The sequence below is a fragment of the Microbacterium deminutum genome (assembly GCF_039530205.1).
In the GTDB taxonomy this organism is placed as follows: domain Bacteria; phylum Actinomycetota; class Actinomycetes; order Actinomycetales; family Microbacteriaceae; genus Microbacterium; species Microbacterium deminutum.
On record NZ_BAAAOG010000009.1, the window covers coordinates 55,429 to 71,021 of the forward strand.

A 15,593-nucleotide genomic window follows, 5' to 3' on the forward strand; every position below is an offset into this window, starting at 1 on the left:
ATGCCCGACCTCGAGAATCAGCGCGTCGCCGTCTACCTCGACTTCGACAACATCGTGATGAGCTGGTACGACCGCGTGCACGGCCGCAATTCCTACTCTCGCGACCGGCAGCGCATCGCCGAGAAGCCGAGCGAGCCCGAGATCGCCGAGCGCCTGGTCGCCGCGACGATCGACGTCGGCGCCATCATCGACTACGCGGCGTCCTTCGGCACTCTGGTGCTGACCCGCGCGTACGCCGACTGGTCCGCTCCCGTCAACGCGGTCTACCGTTCCCAGCTCGTGGCCCGTGCGATCGACCTCGTGCAGCTGTTCCCCGCTGCCGCCTACGCGAAGAACGGCGCCGACATCCGGCTCGCGGTGGATGCCGTCGAGGACATGTTCCGCCTCCCCGACCTGACCCACGTCGTGATCGTCGCGGGCGACTCCGACTATGTCCCGCTCGCGCAGCGGTGCAAGCGGCTCGGGAGGTTCGTCGTCGGAGTGGGGGTGGCCGGCTCGACGGCGAAGTCGCTCGCGGCGGCGTGCGACCAGTTCGACGCCTACGATGCGCTGCCGGGAGTGGCTCGTCCCACGATCGAGCAGAAGAAGACGGATGCCGCGGCCTCGCGGACCCGTGTGCGCAAGCCTGCCGTCGATCCGTCCGCCGACCTCCTCGAGCGCGCCCTGCGTCTGGAGAGCGACAAGGAGGATGCCGACTGGCAGCACGCGTCCGCCGTGAAGGCCCTCATCAAGCGGCTCGACCCGTCGTTCAGCGAGAAGGCTCTCGGCCACAAGGGCTTCTCGGACTTCGTGAAGGCGCATCCCGACGTCGCCGAGGTCGACGAGTCGGGCAACATCGTGCTGATCCGCCTCGCTCCCGCGCGCCGCTGACCCGAACGGCGCTGACCCCGCGGGGGACGGGTGCACGATCCGACCGGTTCGTTCATTACCTGAATCCGGTAATGTGTGGCCTGTGGCACGCCGCAGAGTCCCTCCCGGCTCGCAGTCTTCACTTCGTGAAGCCAACCGAGCCCGGCTCGTCGAGTCTCTGAAACGGCATGGCCGCCTGACGCAGGTGGAGCTCGCCGGCAGCACCGGCCTCTCGCCGGCGACGGTCTCGAACATCGTGAAAGAGCTGACGGCGTCCGGTCTTCTGCACACGTCGTTCACCTCGCGAAGCGGACGTCGCGCCACCCTGGTATCGCTGGCTCGCCAGCTCGGCCTCGTCGCCGGAGTGCATTTCAGCTCTCGGCAGCTGCATGTCGCGATCGCGGATGCGACGCGCACAGTCGTCACGCAGAGCTCGATCCCGCTCGCCCTCGACCATCGGCACGACGCCGAACTCGACCGCCTCGCGATCCTCCTGAGCGACATGATGGAGTCGCTCGGCGGATCGGTGAGCGACCTGCTGGCGGTCGGACTCGCGCTTCCCGCCCCGATCGACCCCCGCACCGGCATGGTCTCGACCCCCGGGCTGCTGCGCGGGTGGGAGGGTGTCGACGTGGCCGAGAGTCTTCGCGCCCGGATCGGGCGCCCGGTCTTCGTCGACAGCGAGGCGAACCTGGGCGGCCTCGCCGAGGCGCGCGAGGGAAACGCGCGCACGGTGTCCTCCGCCGTGTTCATCCGCGTCGGGCACTCGATCAGCGCCGGCCTCATCGTGGGCGGCGACCTGTTTCGCGGCGTGAACGGCAAGGCCGGCCAGATCGGGCACGTCACCATCGACGAGAACGGTCCGATCTGCCGCTGCAGCAACCGCGGCTGCCTCGAGACCTATGCCGGCGGACCCGCCCTGCTGTCCCTCTTCCCGCCGGGCGAGGGGATGCAGCGCCTCGGCGACCTGCTGCAGGCCGCGGAGGCGGGTGACGGCAGCGCCCGACGCGTCATCGCGGACGCCGGCCGCCACATCGGGGTCGCGCTGGCGAGCCTGTGCAACCTCTTCGATCCGGAGCTGATCATCGTCGGCGGGGAGCTCTCCCAGGCCGGCGAGATCCTCATGGCGCCCATGCGCCATTCGCTCGAGCGGTCGGCGCTTCCCGCCCAGGGCGGGCTTCCCGAGATCATCGGAGCCTCATTCGGCGAGTGGGCCGAGACCCGGGGCGCCATCGCCATCGCGCTGGATCACGTCACCGTCGAGGCCGAAGCCCTTCCCGTCTCTGCGTAGGTCCGACGTGTCGACATCCGCGTCGCGACGACGCTTCCCGCCGCCCCGGCGAGCCCTCGCGCTCGCCGCTGCCGCGGGGCTCGCGCTGTCGCTCGCGGGCTGCTCGGGCATCGCCGGCGGTGACGGCAGCTCGGACGGAACAGGCGGAAAGGTCGCCCTCCTCCTGCCCGACGCCAAGACCGCGCGATACGAGACCTTCGACCGTCCCATGTTCGAGAACCGGATCGCCGAGCTCGGGCCGTACCAGGTGCTGTACTCGAACGCCGATCAGGATGCCGCCAAGCAGCAGCAGCAGGCGGAGTCCGCGCTGGCAGCCGGAGCACAGGTGCTCGTCCTCGACCCGGTGGACTCGGAGGCGGCGATCAGCATCGTCAGTGCCGCCAACGCACAGCACGTCCCGGTGATCTCGTACGACCGCCTGATCGGCGGCGGAGACCTCGCCTACTACGTGTCGTTCGACAACGAGAAGGTCGGCCGCCTGCAGGCGACCGAGTTCGTGAACGCCCTGAAGGCCGAAGGCGACGCCTCGGGCGGCATCCTGATGGTGGACGGCTCGCCGACCGACAACAACGCGACGCTGTTCGCGCGCGGTGCGCACAGCGTCATCGACAAGACCGGGCTGCACATCCTCGCCGAGTACCGGACGCCGGACTGGAGTCCCGACAAGGCGCAGGCCTGGGTCGCGGGCCAGATCTCGCAGTATGGCGACCAGATCAAGGGCGTGTACGCCGCCAACGACGGCATCGCCGGCGGGGCGGTGTCGGCGCTCCACGCCGCCAACGTCGAGCCGTTCCCGATCGTCACGGGGCAGGATGCCGAGCTGTCCGCCATCCAGCGCATCCTCACCGGCGACCAGCACATGACCGTGTACAAGGCGATCAAGCCCGAGGCGGAGCTCGCGGCCGAGGTCGCCGTCTCGCTCCTGAAGGGCGAGACGGTCACTGCACCTCTGGAGATCCAGGGCACGCCCGCCACCCTCCTGGACCCGGTTGGGGTGACGATCGACAACATCGGCGAGACCGTCGTCGCCGACGGGTTCTGGACGCTCGACGACATCTGCACTCCGGCGTATCGCCACGCCTGCGTGGCCGCGGGCCTTCGCTAAGCCTGAGACTATTGAGCATGACCTCGCTGACACACGCGCGAACGGGGCGAGCGCGAGAGCGCGTGCTCACGATGCACGGCATCGGCAAGCACTTCGGCGCCGTGAAGGCGCTCACGGATGTCGACTTCTGGGTCAACGAGGGCGAGGTCGTCGCCCTGATCGGCGACAACGGCGCGGGAAAATCCACTCTCGTGAAAGTGCTGGCGGGCGTCCACGCTCCCGACGCCGGATCGATCGAGTTCGACGGCGAGGTCGTGCAGATCGACAGCCCCGCGGACGCCCAGGATCTGGGCATCGCAACCGTCTTCCAGGATCTCGCGCTGTGCGACAACCTCGATGTGGTGGCGAACCTGTGGCTGGGACGCGAGCTCATCGCCGGCAACCGGCTCGACGAGGTCGGCATGGAGGAGCGCACCTGGACCCTGCTGCGTGAACTCGCCGCGAAGATCCCGTCCGTGCGGATCCCGGTCGCGTCGCTCTCGGGCGGCCAGCGCCAGACGGTGGCGATCGCCCGTTCGCTCATCGGCGAGCCCCGGGTGATCATCCTCGACGAGCCGACCGCGGCCCTGGGCGTCGCCCAGACCGCCGAGGTCCTGAACCTGATCGAGCGGCTGCGCGAGCGCGGCCACGGCGTCATCCTGATCAGTCACAACATGGCCGACGTCATGGCCGTGGCCGACCGGGTCGTCGTGCTGCGGCTCGGACGCAACAACGGCGTCTACAACGTCGTGGACGTCACCAGCGAGACCCTGATCGCGGCGATCACCGGGGCGGTGGACGGCGCCGGCTCCCGGCCGCCGGTGCGAAGGCACCCGCCGAAGCCCCCCGCCGAAGCCGGGGGCGGCACCATCATCCCCATGCCCTCCGGCCCTCGCCGGATGGCCGACGCGAACGACGGTGACGCATGAGCCCCGGACGGAAGCCCGCTACGACGTTGCCCGTGATCGAGAACGCCGAGGAGGGGATCCTGAGCCCCGGCGGCATCCGAGGAGCCGTGACGAGCCTGCTGGCGCGCGTGCGCGGCGGCGACCTCGGATCCGTTCCCGTCATCGTCGGCCTTGTCGTGATCTGGAGTGTCTTCCAGCTGCTGAACCCGGTCTTCCTGTCCAGCCGCAACCTCGTCGATCTCACCATGCAGTGCGCGGCCATCGGCACCATCGCGCTCGGCATCGTGCTGGTGCTGCTGCTCGGTGAGATCGACCTGTCGGTCGGGTCGGTGTCGGGATTGGCCGCCGCGGTCCTCGCGGTCGGATTCGTCGAACTGCAATGGAACCTCGTCGTCGCCCTGGTCGCGGCCGTCGCGGTCGGATGCCTCGTGGGGATGCTGTACGGATTTCTGTACACCCGCTTCGGCGTTCCGAGCTTCGTGATCACCCTCGCCGGGCTGCTCGGCTTTCTGGGGCTGCAGCTCTGGGTGCTCGGCGAGACCGGATCGATCAGCCTGCCCTTCGACTCCTGGATCGTCGAGTTCGCCCAGCAGCTCTTCCTGCCGCCCTGGGTGTCGTACGTCGGCGTCGCCTTGGTGGTCGGAGCGTATGCGTGGACGCTGACGCGGAAGGCGCAGCGCCGCACCGCGGCCAACCTGGTCAGTCAGAGCTATCGCGAGATCGCCGTGCGCAGCGTCATCCTCCTCGTGTTCCTGCTCGCGGCCGCGTGGTATCTGAACCTGTCACGCGGCGTCGGCGTGATGTTCCTGTTCTTCCTCGCGCTCGTGGTGATCATGAACTTCGCGCTGACGCGCACGAGGTGGGGTCGAGCCGTCTACGCGGTGGGCGGCTCGGTCGAGGCGGCTCGCCGTGCCGGCATCCGGGTCGACCGCATCTACCTCTCGGTCTTCGCGCTGTGCTCGAGCCTCGCCGCCATCGGCGGCATCCTCGCGGCTGCCAGGCTCGCCTCGGCCAACCAGAGCTCAGGGGGCGGCGACACCAACCTCAACGCGATCGCCGCCGCGGTCATCGGAGGAGCGAGCCTTTTCGGCGGGCGAGGAACCGCGTTCTCGGCAGTGCTCGGCATCATCGTGATCCAATCGATCTCGTCAGGGCTGACTCTTTTGAACCTGGACTCTTCCGTTGCGTTCATGATCACGGGTATCGTGCTCGTGCTCGCAGTGATCGTGGACTCGATTTCGAGGCGAACCCGGGCGGCGTCCGGCCGCGCGTGATTCTGGCTTCATTGGAAAAACTCGGAACCGGGTTCCACCCCCGGAATAGACCTCACCACCGAGCACATTCACCAGAATTCAGGTGGATTGTTGAGCAATGTGACACGCGTGGGCAGATCCGCCGCCGGGGTGTGAAGCCAACCGGATGCCGCGATCCCGGCGTTGCCAAAGCGTTACGTTCATAACTTGACGCCAAGGTCGATACTCGGGAGGATCGCTTTCAAGCGCGAAGTGCGCCAGGACGATCCTGGAACTCGCACCTTCAAAGACGAAAGGCGAAAGATGAAGAAGTCTGTTCTGCTTCCCGCAGCCGCACTTGCCGGTGCCGCTGTGGTGATGCTTGCCGGCTGTTCCGGCGGAAGCGGTGGAACGCCGAGTACGAGCGGTTCGGCCGCCGCGGCCGGCCGCGCATGTGTGATCCTCCCCGACGCGGCGTCCTCGCCTCGCTGGGAGAACTTCGACCACAAGTACCTGGAAGAGGGCCTCACCGCCGCAGGCTTCACGGCCGACATCCAGAACGCCCAGGGTGACGTCAACAAGTACTCGACGATCGCCGACCAGCAGATGACCCAGGGCTGCGGCGTGATGCTGCTCGTCGACTACCAGGGCGCAGCCGCGGCGGTGGCCTCCAAGGCCAAGGCTCAGGGCATCCCGGTCATCGCGTACGACCGCCCGTTCACGGGCGCCGACTACTACGTGTCGTTCGACAACGTGAAGGTCGGCGAACTCGAGGGCCAGACGGTCCTCGACGGACTGAAGACCGCCGGCAAGGATCCCAAGAAGGCAGTCGTCGTCTACATGGGCGGCGACCCGACCGACGGCAACGCGAAGATGTTCCACGACGGCGCGGACTCGGTCCTGTCGGCCGCGGGCATCAAGCCGGCGGCTGAGCCCCCGGGAGCCTGGAACCAGGCCAAGTCGCAGACCAACTTCGAGCAGGCCCTCACCTCGCTCAACGGGAAGGTCGACGGCGTGTGGGTAGCGAACGACACCAACGCGGCCGGCGTCATCAAGGTCCTGCAGGACAACAACCTGAAGGGTGTCGCGGTCTCGGGCCAGGACGCCAACGTCGCAGGTCTGCAGAACATCCTGCTCGGCTGGCAGACGGCCACCGTCTACAAGCCGGTCAAGGACGAGGCCACCGCTGCGGTCGACACCGCGGTCGCGCTGCTGAAGGGCGAGAAGCCCACCGCCAGTGCGAAGCTCGATGACGGCACGCCGTACATCCAGGTCACCCCGAAGCTCGTCGGGCCGAAGGAAGTCAAGGACGTCATCGCCGCCGGCGACGCGGCGTACTCGGACGTCTGCACCGCCGATGTGAAGGCGGCTTGCGACGCGAACGGCGTAACCCAGTAACGTTACGTTCAAGCCGCGAGGGCGCCGCGCTGTCGAAGGCGTGGCGCCCTCTGCGCGCTCGGGATACGGACACCGCAAGGAAGCGAGCATGTCAGACACGACAACATCCACAGATCCGATCATCGAACTGATCGGCGTCAAAAAATCTTTCGGTCCGGTCAGCGTCCTCAAGGGCGTCGACCTCAAGGTCTATCCCGGCAAAGTCACCGCCCTCGTCGGCGACAACGGCGCCGGAAAGTCCACTCTCATCAAGGGCCTCGCCGGCGTCCAGCCGTACGACGAGGGTGAAGTCCGCATCGACGGCATCCATCGCGACCTGCACACCCCTCGCGAGGCCGCCGCGATGGGCATCGAGGTCGTGTATCAGGACCTCGCGCTGTGCGACAACCTCGACATCGTCCAGAACATGTTCCTGGGGCGCGAGGAGCTCTCGACCGGAACGTTCGACGAGGGCCGCATGGAGAAGGACGCCTCCGACACGCTTCGGGGGCTGTCCGTCCGAACGGTGAAATCGGTGCGCCAGAAGGTCTCGTCGCTCTCCGGCGGTCAGCGCCAGACCGTCGCGATCGCCCGGGCCGTGCTGAAGAAGGCACGCGTGGTGATCCTCGACGAGCCGACGGCGGCTCTGGGTGTGGCCCAGACCGAGCAGGTGCTTCATCTCGTCGAGCGTCTGTCCGAACAGGGCGTGGCGGTGATCCTCATCAGCCACAACCTGGCGGATGTGTTCGCCGTCGCGGACGACATCGCCGTCTTGTACCTGGGCCAGATGGTGGCGCAGATCAAGACGGATGAAACCACACGCGACGACGTCGTCGGGTACATCACGGGAACCAAGACCCTGGGCGGAGTCCAGCACATGGGCACGACGACGATCGTGACGGGAGGAGCGGCATGAGTGCCACGACCAAGACCGAAGCCGGCCCCGATCCGGTCGCCGGAGACCTCATCGGCAGCGGCGTAGAGGGGGGCCTCGGTGACCAGATAGGGGCATGGTGGCACCGCGTCCGCGGCGGCGACATGGGGGCGCTCCCCGCCGTCGGCGGTCTGATCGTCCTCAGCCTGCTGTTCGCCGCTCTCAGCCCGTTCTTCCTGACCGAGCGCAACCTGGCGAATCTGCTGAACCAGGCGGCGACACTCGTCGTGCTGGGCATCGCGCTCGTCTTCGTGCTGCTGCTCGGCGAGATCGACCTGTCAGCCGGTGTCACCGGCGGCGTGGGCATGGCCCTGTTCGTGGTGCTCAACCTGCAGTTCGGGCTCCCCTGGCCGATCGCGCTGCTGCTCGGCTTCGGGTTCGGCATCGCCATCGGCGCCCTGATCGGCTTCTTCGTCGCGAGAGTGGGCATCCCCTCGTTCGTCGTGACGCTGGGTCTCTTCCTCGGTCTGCAGGGCCTCGCCCTGGTCGTGATCGGCCCGGGCGGCCTGTACCGCGTCGAGGTGCCCGAGCTCATCGCGCTGCAGAACGGCAACCTGCCGGTGTGGGGCGGGTGGGTCATGCTCGTCGTCATCCTCGCGGTATCTGCGGCGACCTCGTTCTGGGATCGCCGCCGTCGCACGCGAGCCGGCGTGCCCAACCGCGCGATCTCCCTCGTGTGGATCAAGCTCGGTGTCATCGCGGTGCTGGGCGGAGTATTCGTGTACATCCTCAACCAGAACCGCGGTCAGTCCGTCGTCGACGTGGAGGGCGTGCCGATCATCGTCCCGATCGTGCTCGTCATCCTGTGGATCGGCACCTTCGTACTCGACCGCACGAAGTTCGGGCGGTACATCTACGCGATCGGCGGCAACGCCGAAGCCGCGCGCCGCTCCGGCATCAAGGTGCGATGGATCAAGTGGTGGTCGTTCGTCATCTGTTCCACCCTCGCGGTCGCATCGGCGCTGCTCAGCGTCTCTCGTGTGGGATCGGTCGACGCCACGGTCGGCCGCGACATCGTGCTGAGCGGTGTCGCAGCAGCGGTGGTCGGTGGCGTCAGCCTCTTCGGCGGACGCGGCCGGCTCATGAACGCGGCGATCGGCGCGCTCGTGATCGCCGTCATCACCAACGGCCTCGGCCTGCTGAACCTGCCGGCAGGCGTCAACCTGCTCGTCACGGGCGGCGTGCTGATCCTGGCCGCCACGGTCGACGCACTCTCGCGAGTGCGCTCGGGCGGCGGGGCGCGAGTCTGACTGATCGGAGCGCCGGGACGGATGTCGCATCCGTTCCGGCGCTTCGTCATGTCCGGGCGGCGATCACCTCGTCGACCCACGCCGGGACGCGTACGCTGGCGAGCCCGGTCCGTGCATCGTCGAACGGGATCAGCGCATCGCTCGGCTCCAGGTTCAGCTCGACCGTCCGGGCACCGAAGGCCGCTGCGAGCGCCGCGTAGCCGGCCGCGGGATAGACGGCGCCGGAGGTGCCGATCGAGACGAAGGCATCGCACGCGACCACGGCGTCTTCGATGCGGTCGAGTTCATACGGCAGCTCGCCGAACCACACCACGTCGGGGCGCAGCGACGGCTCTCCGCACACCGGACACGGCGGGCGATCGATGAGGTCCTCGGTCCACCGCACGTGGGATCCGCACGCAGTGCACAGCGCCATCCGCAGCTCCCCGTGCATGTGGACGAGGTTGCGCGTGCCGGCGCGCTCGTGGAGGTCGTCGACGTTCTGCGTCACGACCAGCAGGCCCGGCCCGATCGCACCCTCGAGTCGCGCGAGCGCGCGGTGGGCGGCGTTGGGAGCCACAGCGGCGGCGCCCCGCCGTCGCGCGTCATAGAACCGCAGCACGGTGTCGGGGTCGCGCTCGAAACCCTCGGGCGTCGCGACATCCTCGACCGCATGGCCTTCCCACAGTCCTCCGGCATCTCGGAACGTCGGCACACCGCTCTCGGCCGAGATCCCGGCTCCGGTGAGGACGACGATTCGCACCACACCATTGTGGCCGCGCGCGGTCGCCGGGCGGCGGCTCCTTCGCCGCGGACTCATGCCGCGAACCGGCCCTCACTCCCCCGCCGCTGTGGTTGGCTGGTCGGATCGGCGCCCAGACGCGGGAAGGAGCGCGGATGTCGGACGGAGTGGGTCTGCGCTCGGCTCGAGGTCCGATCCTGCTCGCCCTGATGCTGTCGACGTTCCTGATCGCGATCGACGCGACCGTGCTCGCGACGGCGGTGCCGACCATCGTCGGCGAGTTCGGCGGGTTCGAGCAGTTCCCGTGGCTGTTCTCGATCTATACGCTGGCGCAGGCGGCATCCGTTCCGGTCTACGCGAAGCTCAGCGACATCGTCGGCCGCCGTCCCGTGATCTACACGGGCATCGTGCTCTTCCTCATCGGATCGATCCTCTGCGCATCGGCGTGGAACATGGCGGCGCTCATCGGCTTCCGGGCCGTCCAGGGTCTCGGGGCGGGTGCTATCACGCCGGCCGCGCTGACGATCGCGGGCGACATCTACACGGTGCGCGAGCGCGCCAAGGCGCAGGCCTACCTTGCGAGCGTGTGGGCGTTCTCCTCTGTGGCGGGTCCGACGATCGGCGGCCTGTTCTCGCAGTTCCTCTCCTGGCGGTGGATCTTCTGGATCAACGTGCCGCTGTGCCTCCTGGCGCTGTGGATGCTGTGGCGCAACTACCGGCAGCCGTTCGAGCGGCATCCGCACCGCATCGACTACGTGGGCGCGATCCTGCTCACCGGCGCCCTGGTGCTGATCGTGCTGGCCCTGCTCGAAGGCGGGCACGCGTGGGGCTGGACCTCATGGCAGAGCCTCAGCGCCTTCGGTCTCGGCGCGGCGCTGCTCGTCGCCTTCGGGTTCGTGGAGCGACGCGCGGAAGATCCGATCCTCGCCCCCTGGGTGTTCTCGAGCCGGATAGTCGTGACGACGTCGATCGTCGCGCTGCTGGTCGGGGTCGTCCTGATCGCACTGGTGTCGTTCGTCCCGACGTTCCTGCAGTCGACCACGGGGGCCGTGCCGCTCGCCGCCGGTCTCGCGGTCGCCGCCCTCACGCTCGGGTGGCCGATCTCGGCGGCCATCGCGGGACGGTTCTATCTGCGCATCGGCTTCCGCGCGACGACTTTGATCGGGAGCGTCCTTGCGATCCTCGGCGCGGCACTGCTCGCCGTCTTCGCCTTGTCGCCGTCCATCCCGCTGACCGCGGTGGCATGCTTCGTGGTGGGCCTGGGTCTCGGCCTCGTCGCGGCGCCGAGCCTCATCGCCGCCCAGGCATCGGTCGAGATGCGGCGTCGCGGGGTCGTCTCGGGCACGAACCTGCTGGCGCGCTCGATCGGCAGCGCCGTCGGCGTGGCGGTGTTCGGAGCGGTGGCGAACGCCATGATAGCCGCGCACGGCGGTCCCGAAGTGCCGTCGGCGATTCAAGCGGGAACGATCGCGGTGTTCATCGGCGTCGGGGGCGCCACGCTCCTGATGCTCGCCGCGTGCGCGTTCATCCCACCCGTCCACATCGCCGAACCCGAGGATGCGGCTGCGGCCGACCGCGCGACCGTGCCACCGAGCGAGGAGTGAGCGGATGCCGCGCCCCGGCGTGCGACGTCAGCCGCGAAGCATTCCGCGCAGCGTCTGGATCGTGTCGGCATCCTGGGGGCGCTTGTCGTCGCGGTACCGCTTGACGCGCGCGAACCGCAGCGCCACCCCGCCCGGGTAGCGCGTCGAGCGCTGCACGCCGTCGATCGCGATCTCGACCATGATCTCGGGCGCGATCCACACGGTGCCGGGCGTCTCGCGCACCGCGAGCTGCTGGAAGCGTTCGGTCTGCCACGTCAGCAGCGCGTCGGTGAGCCCCTTGAACGTCTTGCCGACCATGACGAACCCGCCGCCGAACTCGCCCGTCGCGTCGAGCGCGCCGAGGTGCAGGTTCGAGAGCCACCCGGTTCGTCGCCCATACCCCCACTCCGCGGCGAGCACGAGCAGGTCGAAGGTGTGCACCGGCTTCACCTTGATCCAGCTCGAACCGCGACGCCCGGCCGCGTACACCGAGTCGATCGCCTTGACGACGATGCCCTCATGCCCTGCGGCGAGCGCCTCGTGCGAGATCCGCTCGGCGTCCTGCGGATCCGCCGTGACCTCGCCGGGGATGCGATGGCCGGGCGCGATGCGGCCGAGCTCGTCGCGCCGCACTCGCAGCGGCTCGTCGATGAGGTCGCGGCCGTCGACGTGCAGCACGTCGAAGAACCAGGGGTGCAGGACCATCTCGCGCGCGAGGTCGGCGCCGAATCGCGACATCGTGTCCTGGAAGGGCCGCGGGGTGTCGTTTTCGTCGAGCGCGAGCGTCTCACCGTCGAGGATGACGTCGCGCACCGGCATCGCCCGTACGACTTCGACCACCTCGGGGAGCCGATGCGTGATGTCGGCGAGATTGCGGGTGAAGACGCGCACATCGTCGCCGCGTCGGTGCACCTGGATGCGGGCGCCGTCGAGCTTGAACTCGACGGATGCCTCGCCGACCGCCACGATCGCCTCCGAAGGCGTCGCGGCCGTCGAGGCGAGCATCGGCAGGATGGCGCGACCCACGACGAGTCCGACGGCATCGAGCTCTTCCGCTGTTCCGGTCAGGGCGAGCAGCGCCGTCTCGCCCAGGTCCCCTGAGAGCATCGCCGCCCGGCGGACGGACTCGCCGGGCCGCTCCGACGCGCGGGCGACGGCATCCAGCAGCACGCCCTCGAGCGCACCCGTGCGCAGCTCGCCCAGGATCACGCGGCTGAGGAAGTCCCATTCCGCGGCCGTCGCCCGCTCGGCGAGGGCACGCAGGCTTCCCCCTCGCGCGGCGACGGACCCCGACCCGGATGCCTCGGCCAGGCCGTCGAGCGCGGCATCGACCTCGTCGATCGTCAGCGTCGGCTCGTCGGCGTGCACGGCGTCGAGGGAGGCGAGGCCGCGCCAGCCGACTCCGAGACGGCCCTGGCGAGGACTCGCCGTGAGGAAGCCGACGGCCGGACCGACCTCGCCGGGCGCGAGCCGCCGCAGCAGGGCGGCGAGCGCCTCGATCTTGGCGAGCCGGGAACGCGTCGCCGAGACGGCGCTGACGGTGTCGACGACCTCGGCGAGCAGCATTCTCGCATTCTCGCAGGAGCCGGAGACATCGAGTCGCGGTCCGCGGCCGGCACGGTGAGGCTCAGCGACGCGAATCGGGCCGTGTACTCCACAGCGCCCACGCCACGAGCGGGGGCTGCAGGAACAGCCTGATGAGCCGAGCACGGTCGGTACGGAGCAGCGGCGCGGATCTGCCCGTGCGCCACTGATGAACGTTCCCTGGGAACACCGCGACGAAGAACGCGGCGACCGCGGCGCCCACACGCCGCTTCTCTCCGGGCAGCGCCACCAGAGCGGCGCCCAGCATGATCTCGACCGCACCCGACGCGATCACGATCGCGTCCTTGTCGAGTCCGGTCACGCGCGGCGCCCAATCCGGCACCACGATCCGGTACCCGCGCCGCCCCCAGGTCAGGTGCGACGCTCCGGCGACCAGCAGCAGGGCGGCCAGCAGCCAGCGGGCGATCGCCCGGAGGATCGGCACCCGGCGTCGATGTCGGCGGCTCATCAGGCCAGTGTGACAGCCGCGTCCGGGGGACGGCTCCCGGCGGCGGGCAGCGACCCGGTCAGAGCGAGAAGCCGTTGCGGAACCGCACGATCTTCTCGCCGGCCCGAACCGCGAACGGCAGCCGGTTCTGCGGCGGCGGCAGCGGGCAGTTCATGTGATTCGAGAAGCCGCACGGCGGCACGATCGCGCGATTGAAGTCGATCGTGATCGGGATGCTGTCGCCCACGGTCATCCCGGACGCGGCCGCCGGGTGGTCGAGGAAGAGGAATCGTCCCGCGCCGTAGGTCTCGACACCGTTGGTGGGATCGCCGAACACCAGCTGCAGCTTGGCGACCCGGCCGTTGTCGGTGTCGAACGCGCTCATCCGGTACTCGGTCCCGTCGAAAGTGAACACGAGATCGCCGGACGCCGGGAGCGACCGGAGAGCGCCGTCATCCTTCGCGTGCTCGAACGGGACGACTCTCGCGTCGCCCATCCACTCGAACCTGCCGGGGATCACCCATGCGGGGTCGAAGTCGTAGTACTCGATCTCGTCGAATGCCCGCAGCGCGGGCGAGCCCGGATCCCACACCCGGTAGCCCTGCTGGTGGGCTCCGGAGTGGATGTCGGTGCGCTCCAGCCGCGTGATGGTCGCATCGAGCGGCTGCCCGGCCCGGGCGATCGCGTCGGCGGCAGCGGGTGCCCCCGGCGGCTCCCAGTGCGTGAGCACCAGCGACAGCGCCCCCTGCGGAGCGGTCACGGCCCTGCGACGGGCCTGGATCCATGTCGTGTGCGCTTCAGGCGCCTGCATGCTCACCATGTCAGCAGACCAGAACGCGGGCGGCGCCGGGAAATTCCGTGACACCCGGTTTCGCCGCTATAGGCTGTGCGCGCGAGCGCGACCAGCCGCGCCGGCGCCACGGATCGAGGAGCATCATGTCCGACCTGCCCGTCTTCACCCTGGAGGATCTCGAGCGGATGCCGCGATTCGAGGTCGCGTCGTTCGACAACGATGCCGCCGTATCGCTCGGCGAGGTCGCCGTCGCCGTGATCCGCGAGCGCGGTCTCAACCTCGCGGTGCGGATCATGGTGTCGGGCGATGTCGTCTTCGTCGCGAAGCTCGGCACCACCGGTCCCGGCAACGACCCGTGGCTGCGCGGCAAGGCGCTTGTCGCCGAGAAGTTCGGCGAGCCGTCGCTGCTCGTGCGCCGCCGCCATGAGGCTGCCGGAACGCCGTTCGAGGACCGCGACGATATGGATCACGAGACGATGCGGGCGCATGGCGGATCCATCCCGATCTTCGTCGCGGGCGTGGTCGCGGGATCGATCACGATGTCGGGCGAGCCCGATGTCGTGGATCACGACACTGCCGCGGAGGCGCAGCGGCGGTACCTCGCCCGCTGAGCGAAGAGCGCCGCAAGAAGGGTCAGCTCGTCACGCCGGCGACATCCGCCACGGCACGGAGGAAGCCGCGGTGATCGGGGTCGTTCGGCAGCGGGACGAGGATCACGGCATCCGCACCGCTGTCATGGAACCCGGCGACACCCGCCGCCACCCGTTGCGCGTCGCCGGTCAGGATGCGCTCCACCCCGTCCGGCATGCCCCACTGCTCGAGCTGGGCTGCAGCTCGCGATGGAGCATCGTCTCCGAATGCGGCGGAGACGAACACGACCACTTCGTGCTCCGCCGGGCGTTGCGCGCTCGACCTTCCTCCGGCGATGAGCTCGCGGGCTGTCGCGAGCTGCGCGATGGTGGTGCCGGGCGTGAGGATGGACCCGTCGGCGACTTCGCCGCTCAGCGCCAGCGTCTTCGGACCCTCGCCGGCCGCGAACACCAGAGGCGCCTGCGCCGGCGGCCAGTCCAGCCGGACGTCCTCGAGGCGGACGTATCGTCCGCTCGTCGTCACGGCGTCGCCTGCGAGCAGAACGCGCAGCGCCGGCACGTACTCGCGCATGAGCGTGAGCGGCGACGCCACGCGAGCCCCGATCTGCCCCATCCACGAGAGCACTCCGTGCCCGACCCCCGGGAGCAGCCGCCCCGGGAACATGCGCTCGATCGTGGCGATCTCCATCGCCGTCAGCGCGACGTTGCGCATCGGCATCGGCGCGATGCCGATGCCGACCCGCAGCCGCTCGGTCCAGGCCAGAGCGGCGGCCGCGCTCGAGAACGCGCCCTCGCGGAAGCAGTCCTCCCACAGCCACAGTTCATCCACGCCCGCGGATTCGGCCGCCTGCACGTATCCGCGCAGCTCTTCGGGCGGGAAGTCGGGAATGAACACGGCCCCGACTCGCCGAGATGTCGTCGTCATGCGGTCATCCTGTCACCCGGCGCC

The 15,593-nt window shown here is 69.2% G+C and carries 15 protein-coding genes; 10 read left to right on the forward strand and 5 right to left on the reverse strand.

All coding sequences use genetic code 11. The features are described 5' to 3' along the window. The 8 genes from ABD212_RS16615 to ABD212_RS16650 all read left to right on the forward strand — a co-directional run bounded on the left by ABD212_RS16615 (nt 1) and on the right by ABD212_RS16650 (nt 8,925). Nucleotides 1-870, forward strand: coding sequence for an NYN domain-containing protein (locus ABD212_RS16615; RefSeq protein WP_344096762.1), 870 nt, complete (start codon nt 1-3; stop codon nt 868-870). Between the two features lie 82 nt (nt 871-952). After that, entirely contained in the window at nt 953-2,140 is a 1,188-nt protein-coding gene (locus ABD212_RS16620; RefSeq protein ID WP_344096764.1) for an ROK family transcriptional regulator, read from the forward strand. A gap of 7 nt (nt 2,141-2,147) precedes the next feature. After that, nucleotides 2,148-3,245: a sugar ABC transporter substrate-binding protein gene (locus tag ABD212_RS16625; protein WP_344096766.1), complete on the forward strand. Its 1,098-nt coding sequence runs from the start codon at nt 2,148-2,150 to the stop codon at nt 3,243-3,245. A 17-nt stretch (nt 3,246-3,262) separates the two neighbouring features. Then, nucleotides 3,263-4,153, forward strand: coding sequence for an ATP-binding cassette domain-containing protein (locus ABD212_RS16630; RefSeq protein WP_344096768.1), 891 nt, complete (start codon nt 3,263-3,265; stop codon nt 4,151-4,153). Next, complete coding sequence (locus ABD212_RS16635; RefSeq protein WP_344096771.1) at nt 4,150-5,406, forward strand: sugar ABC transporter permease; 1,257 nt, start codon at nt 4,150-4,152, stop codon at nt 5,404-5,406. Before ABD212_RS16630 ends, ABD212_RS16635 begins: the two co-directional genes overlap by 4 nt. A 282-nt stretch (nt 5,407-5,688) precedes the next feature. Beyond that, nucleotides 5,689-6,762, forward strand: a complete 1,074-nt coding sequence (locus ABD212_RS16640; RefSeq protein WP_344096773.1) for a sugar ABC transporter substrate-binding protein — start codon at nt 5,689-5,691, stop codon at nt 6,760-6,762. Between the two features lie 88 nt (nt 6,763-6,850). After that, entirely contained in the window at nt 6,851-7,657 is an 807-nt protein-coding gene (locus ABD212_RS16645; RefSeq protein WP_344096775.1) for an ATP-binding cassette domain-containing protein, read from the forward strand. Further along, nucleotides 7,654-8,925, forward strand: coding sequence for a sugar ABC transporter permease (locus ABD212_RS16650; protein ID WP_344096777.1), 1,272 nt, complete (start codon nt 7,654-7,656; stop codon nt 8,923-8,925). Before ABD212_RS16645 ends, ABD212_RS16650 begins: the two co-directional genes overlap by 4 nt. A 46-nt stretch (nt 8,926-8,971) precedes the next feature. On the opposite strand, the gene ABD212_RS16655 is transcribed toward ABD212_RS16650, so the two are convergent. Beyond that, nucleotides 8,972-9,667, reverse strand: coding sequence for an NAD-dependent deacylase (locus ABD212_RS16655; RefSeq protein WP_344096779.1), 696 nt, complete (start codon nt 9,665-9,667; stop codon nt 8,972-8,974). A 134-nt stretch (nt 9,668-9,801) separates the two neighbouring features. Here ABD212_RS16655 and ABD212_RS16660 point away from each other — a divergent pair, with 134 nt between their 5' ends. Then, complete coding sequence (locus ABD212_RS16660; RefSeq protein WP_344096781.1) at nt 9,802-11,250, forward strand: MFS transporter; 1,449 nt, start codon at nt 9,802-9,804, stop codon at nt 11,248-11,250. Nucleotides 11,251-11,277: 27 nt separating this feature from the next. On the opposite strand, the gene ABD212_RS16665 is transcribed toward ABD212_RS16660, so the two are convergent. The 3 genes from ABD212_RS16665 to ABD212_RS16675 all read right to left on the reverse strand — a co-directional run bounded on the left by ABD212_RS16665 (nt 11,278) and on the right by ABD212_RS16675 (nt 14,081). After that, complete coding sequence (locus ABD212_RS16665; RefSeq protein ID WP_344096784.1) at nt 11,278-12,795, reverse strand: ATP-dependent DNA ligase; 1,518 nt, start codon at nt 12,793-12,795, stop codon at nt 11,278-11,280. Nucleotides 12,796-12,856: 61 nt separating this feature from the next. Continuing rightward, complete coding sequence (locus tag ABD212_RS16670; protein ID WP_344096786.1) at nt 12,857-13,282, reverse strand: DoxX family protein; 426 nt, start codon at nt 13,280-13,282, stop codon at nt 12,857-12,859. 58 nt (nt 13,283-13,340) lie between these two features. Further along, complete coding sequence (locus ABD212_RS16675; protein ID WP_344096788.1) at nt 13,341-14,081, reverse strand: DUF1684 domain-containing protein; 741 nt, start codon at nt 14,079-14,081, stop codon at nt 13,341-13,343. A 116-nt stretch (nt 14,082-14,197) separates the two neighbouring features. Here ABD212_RS16675 and ABD212_RS16680 point away from each other — a divergent pair, with 116 nt between their 5' ends. Further along, nucleotides 14,198-14,665, forward strand: coding sequence for a heme-binding protein (locus tag ABD212_RS16680; protein WP_344096790.1), 468 nt, complete (start codon nt 14,198-14,200; stop codon nt 14,663-14,665). Nucleotides 14,666-14,687: 22 nt separating this feature from the next. On the opposite strand, the gene ABD212_RS16685 is transcribed toward ABD212_RS16680, so the two are convergent. After that, on the reverse strand, nt 14,688-15,569 hold the full coding sequence (locus tag ABD212_RS16685) for an LLM class flavin-dependent oxidoreductase (protein WP_344096792.1): 882 nt from the start codon (nt 15,567-15,569) through the stop codon (nt 14,688-14,690). Nucleotides 15,570-15,593: the final 24 nt, after the last annotated feature.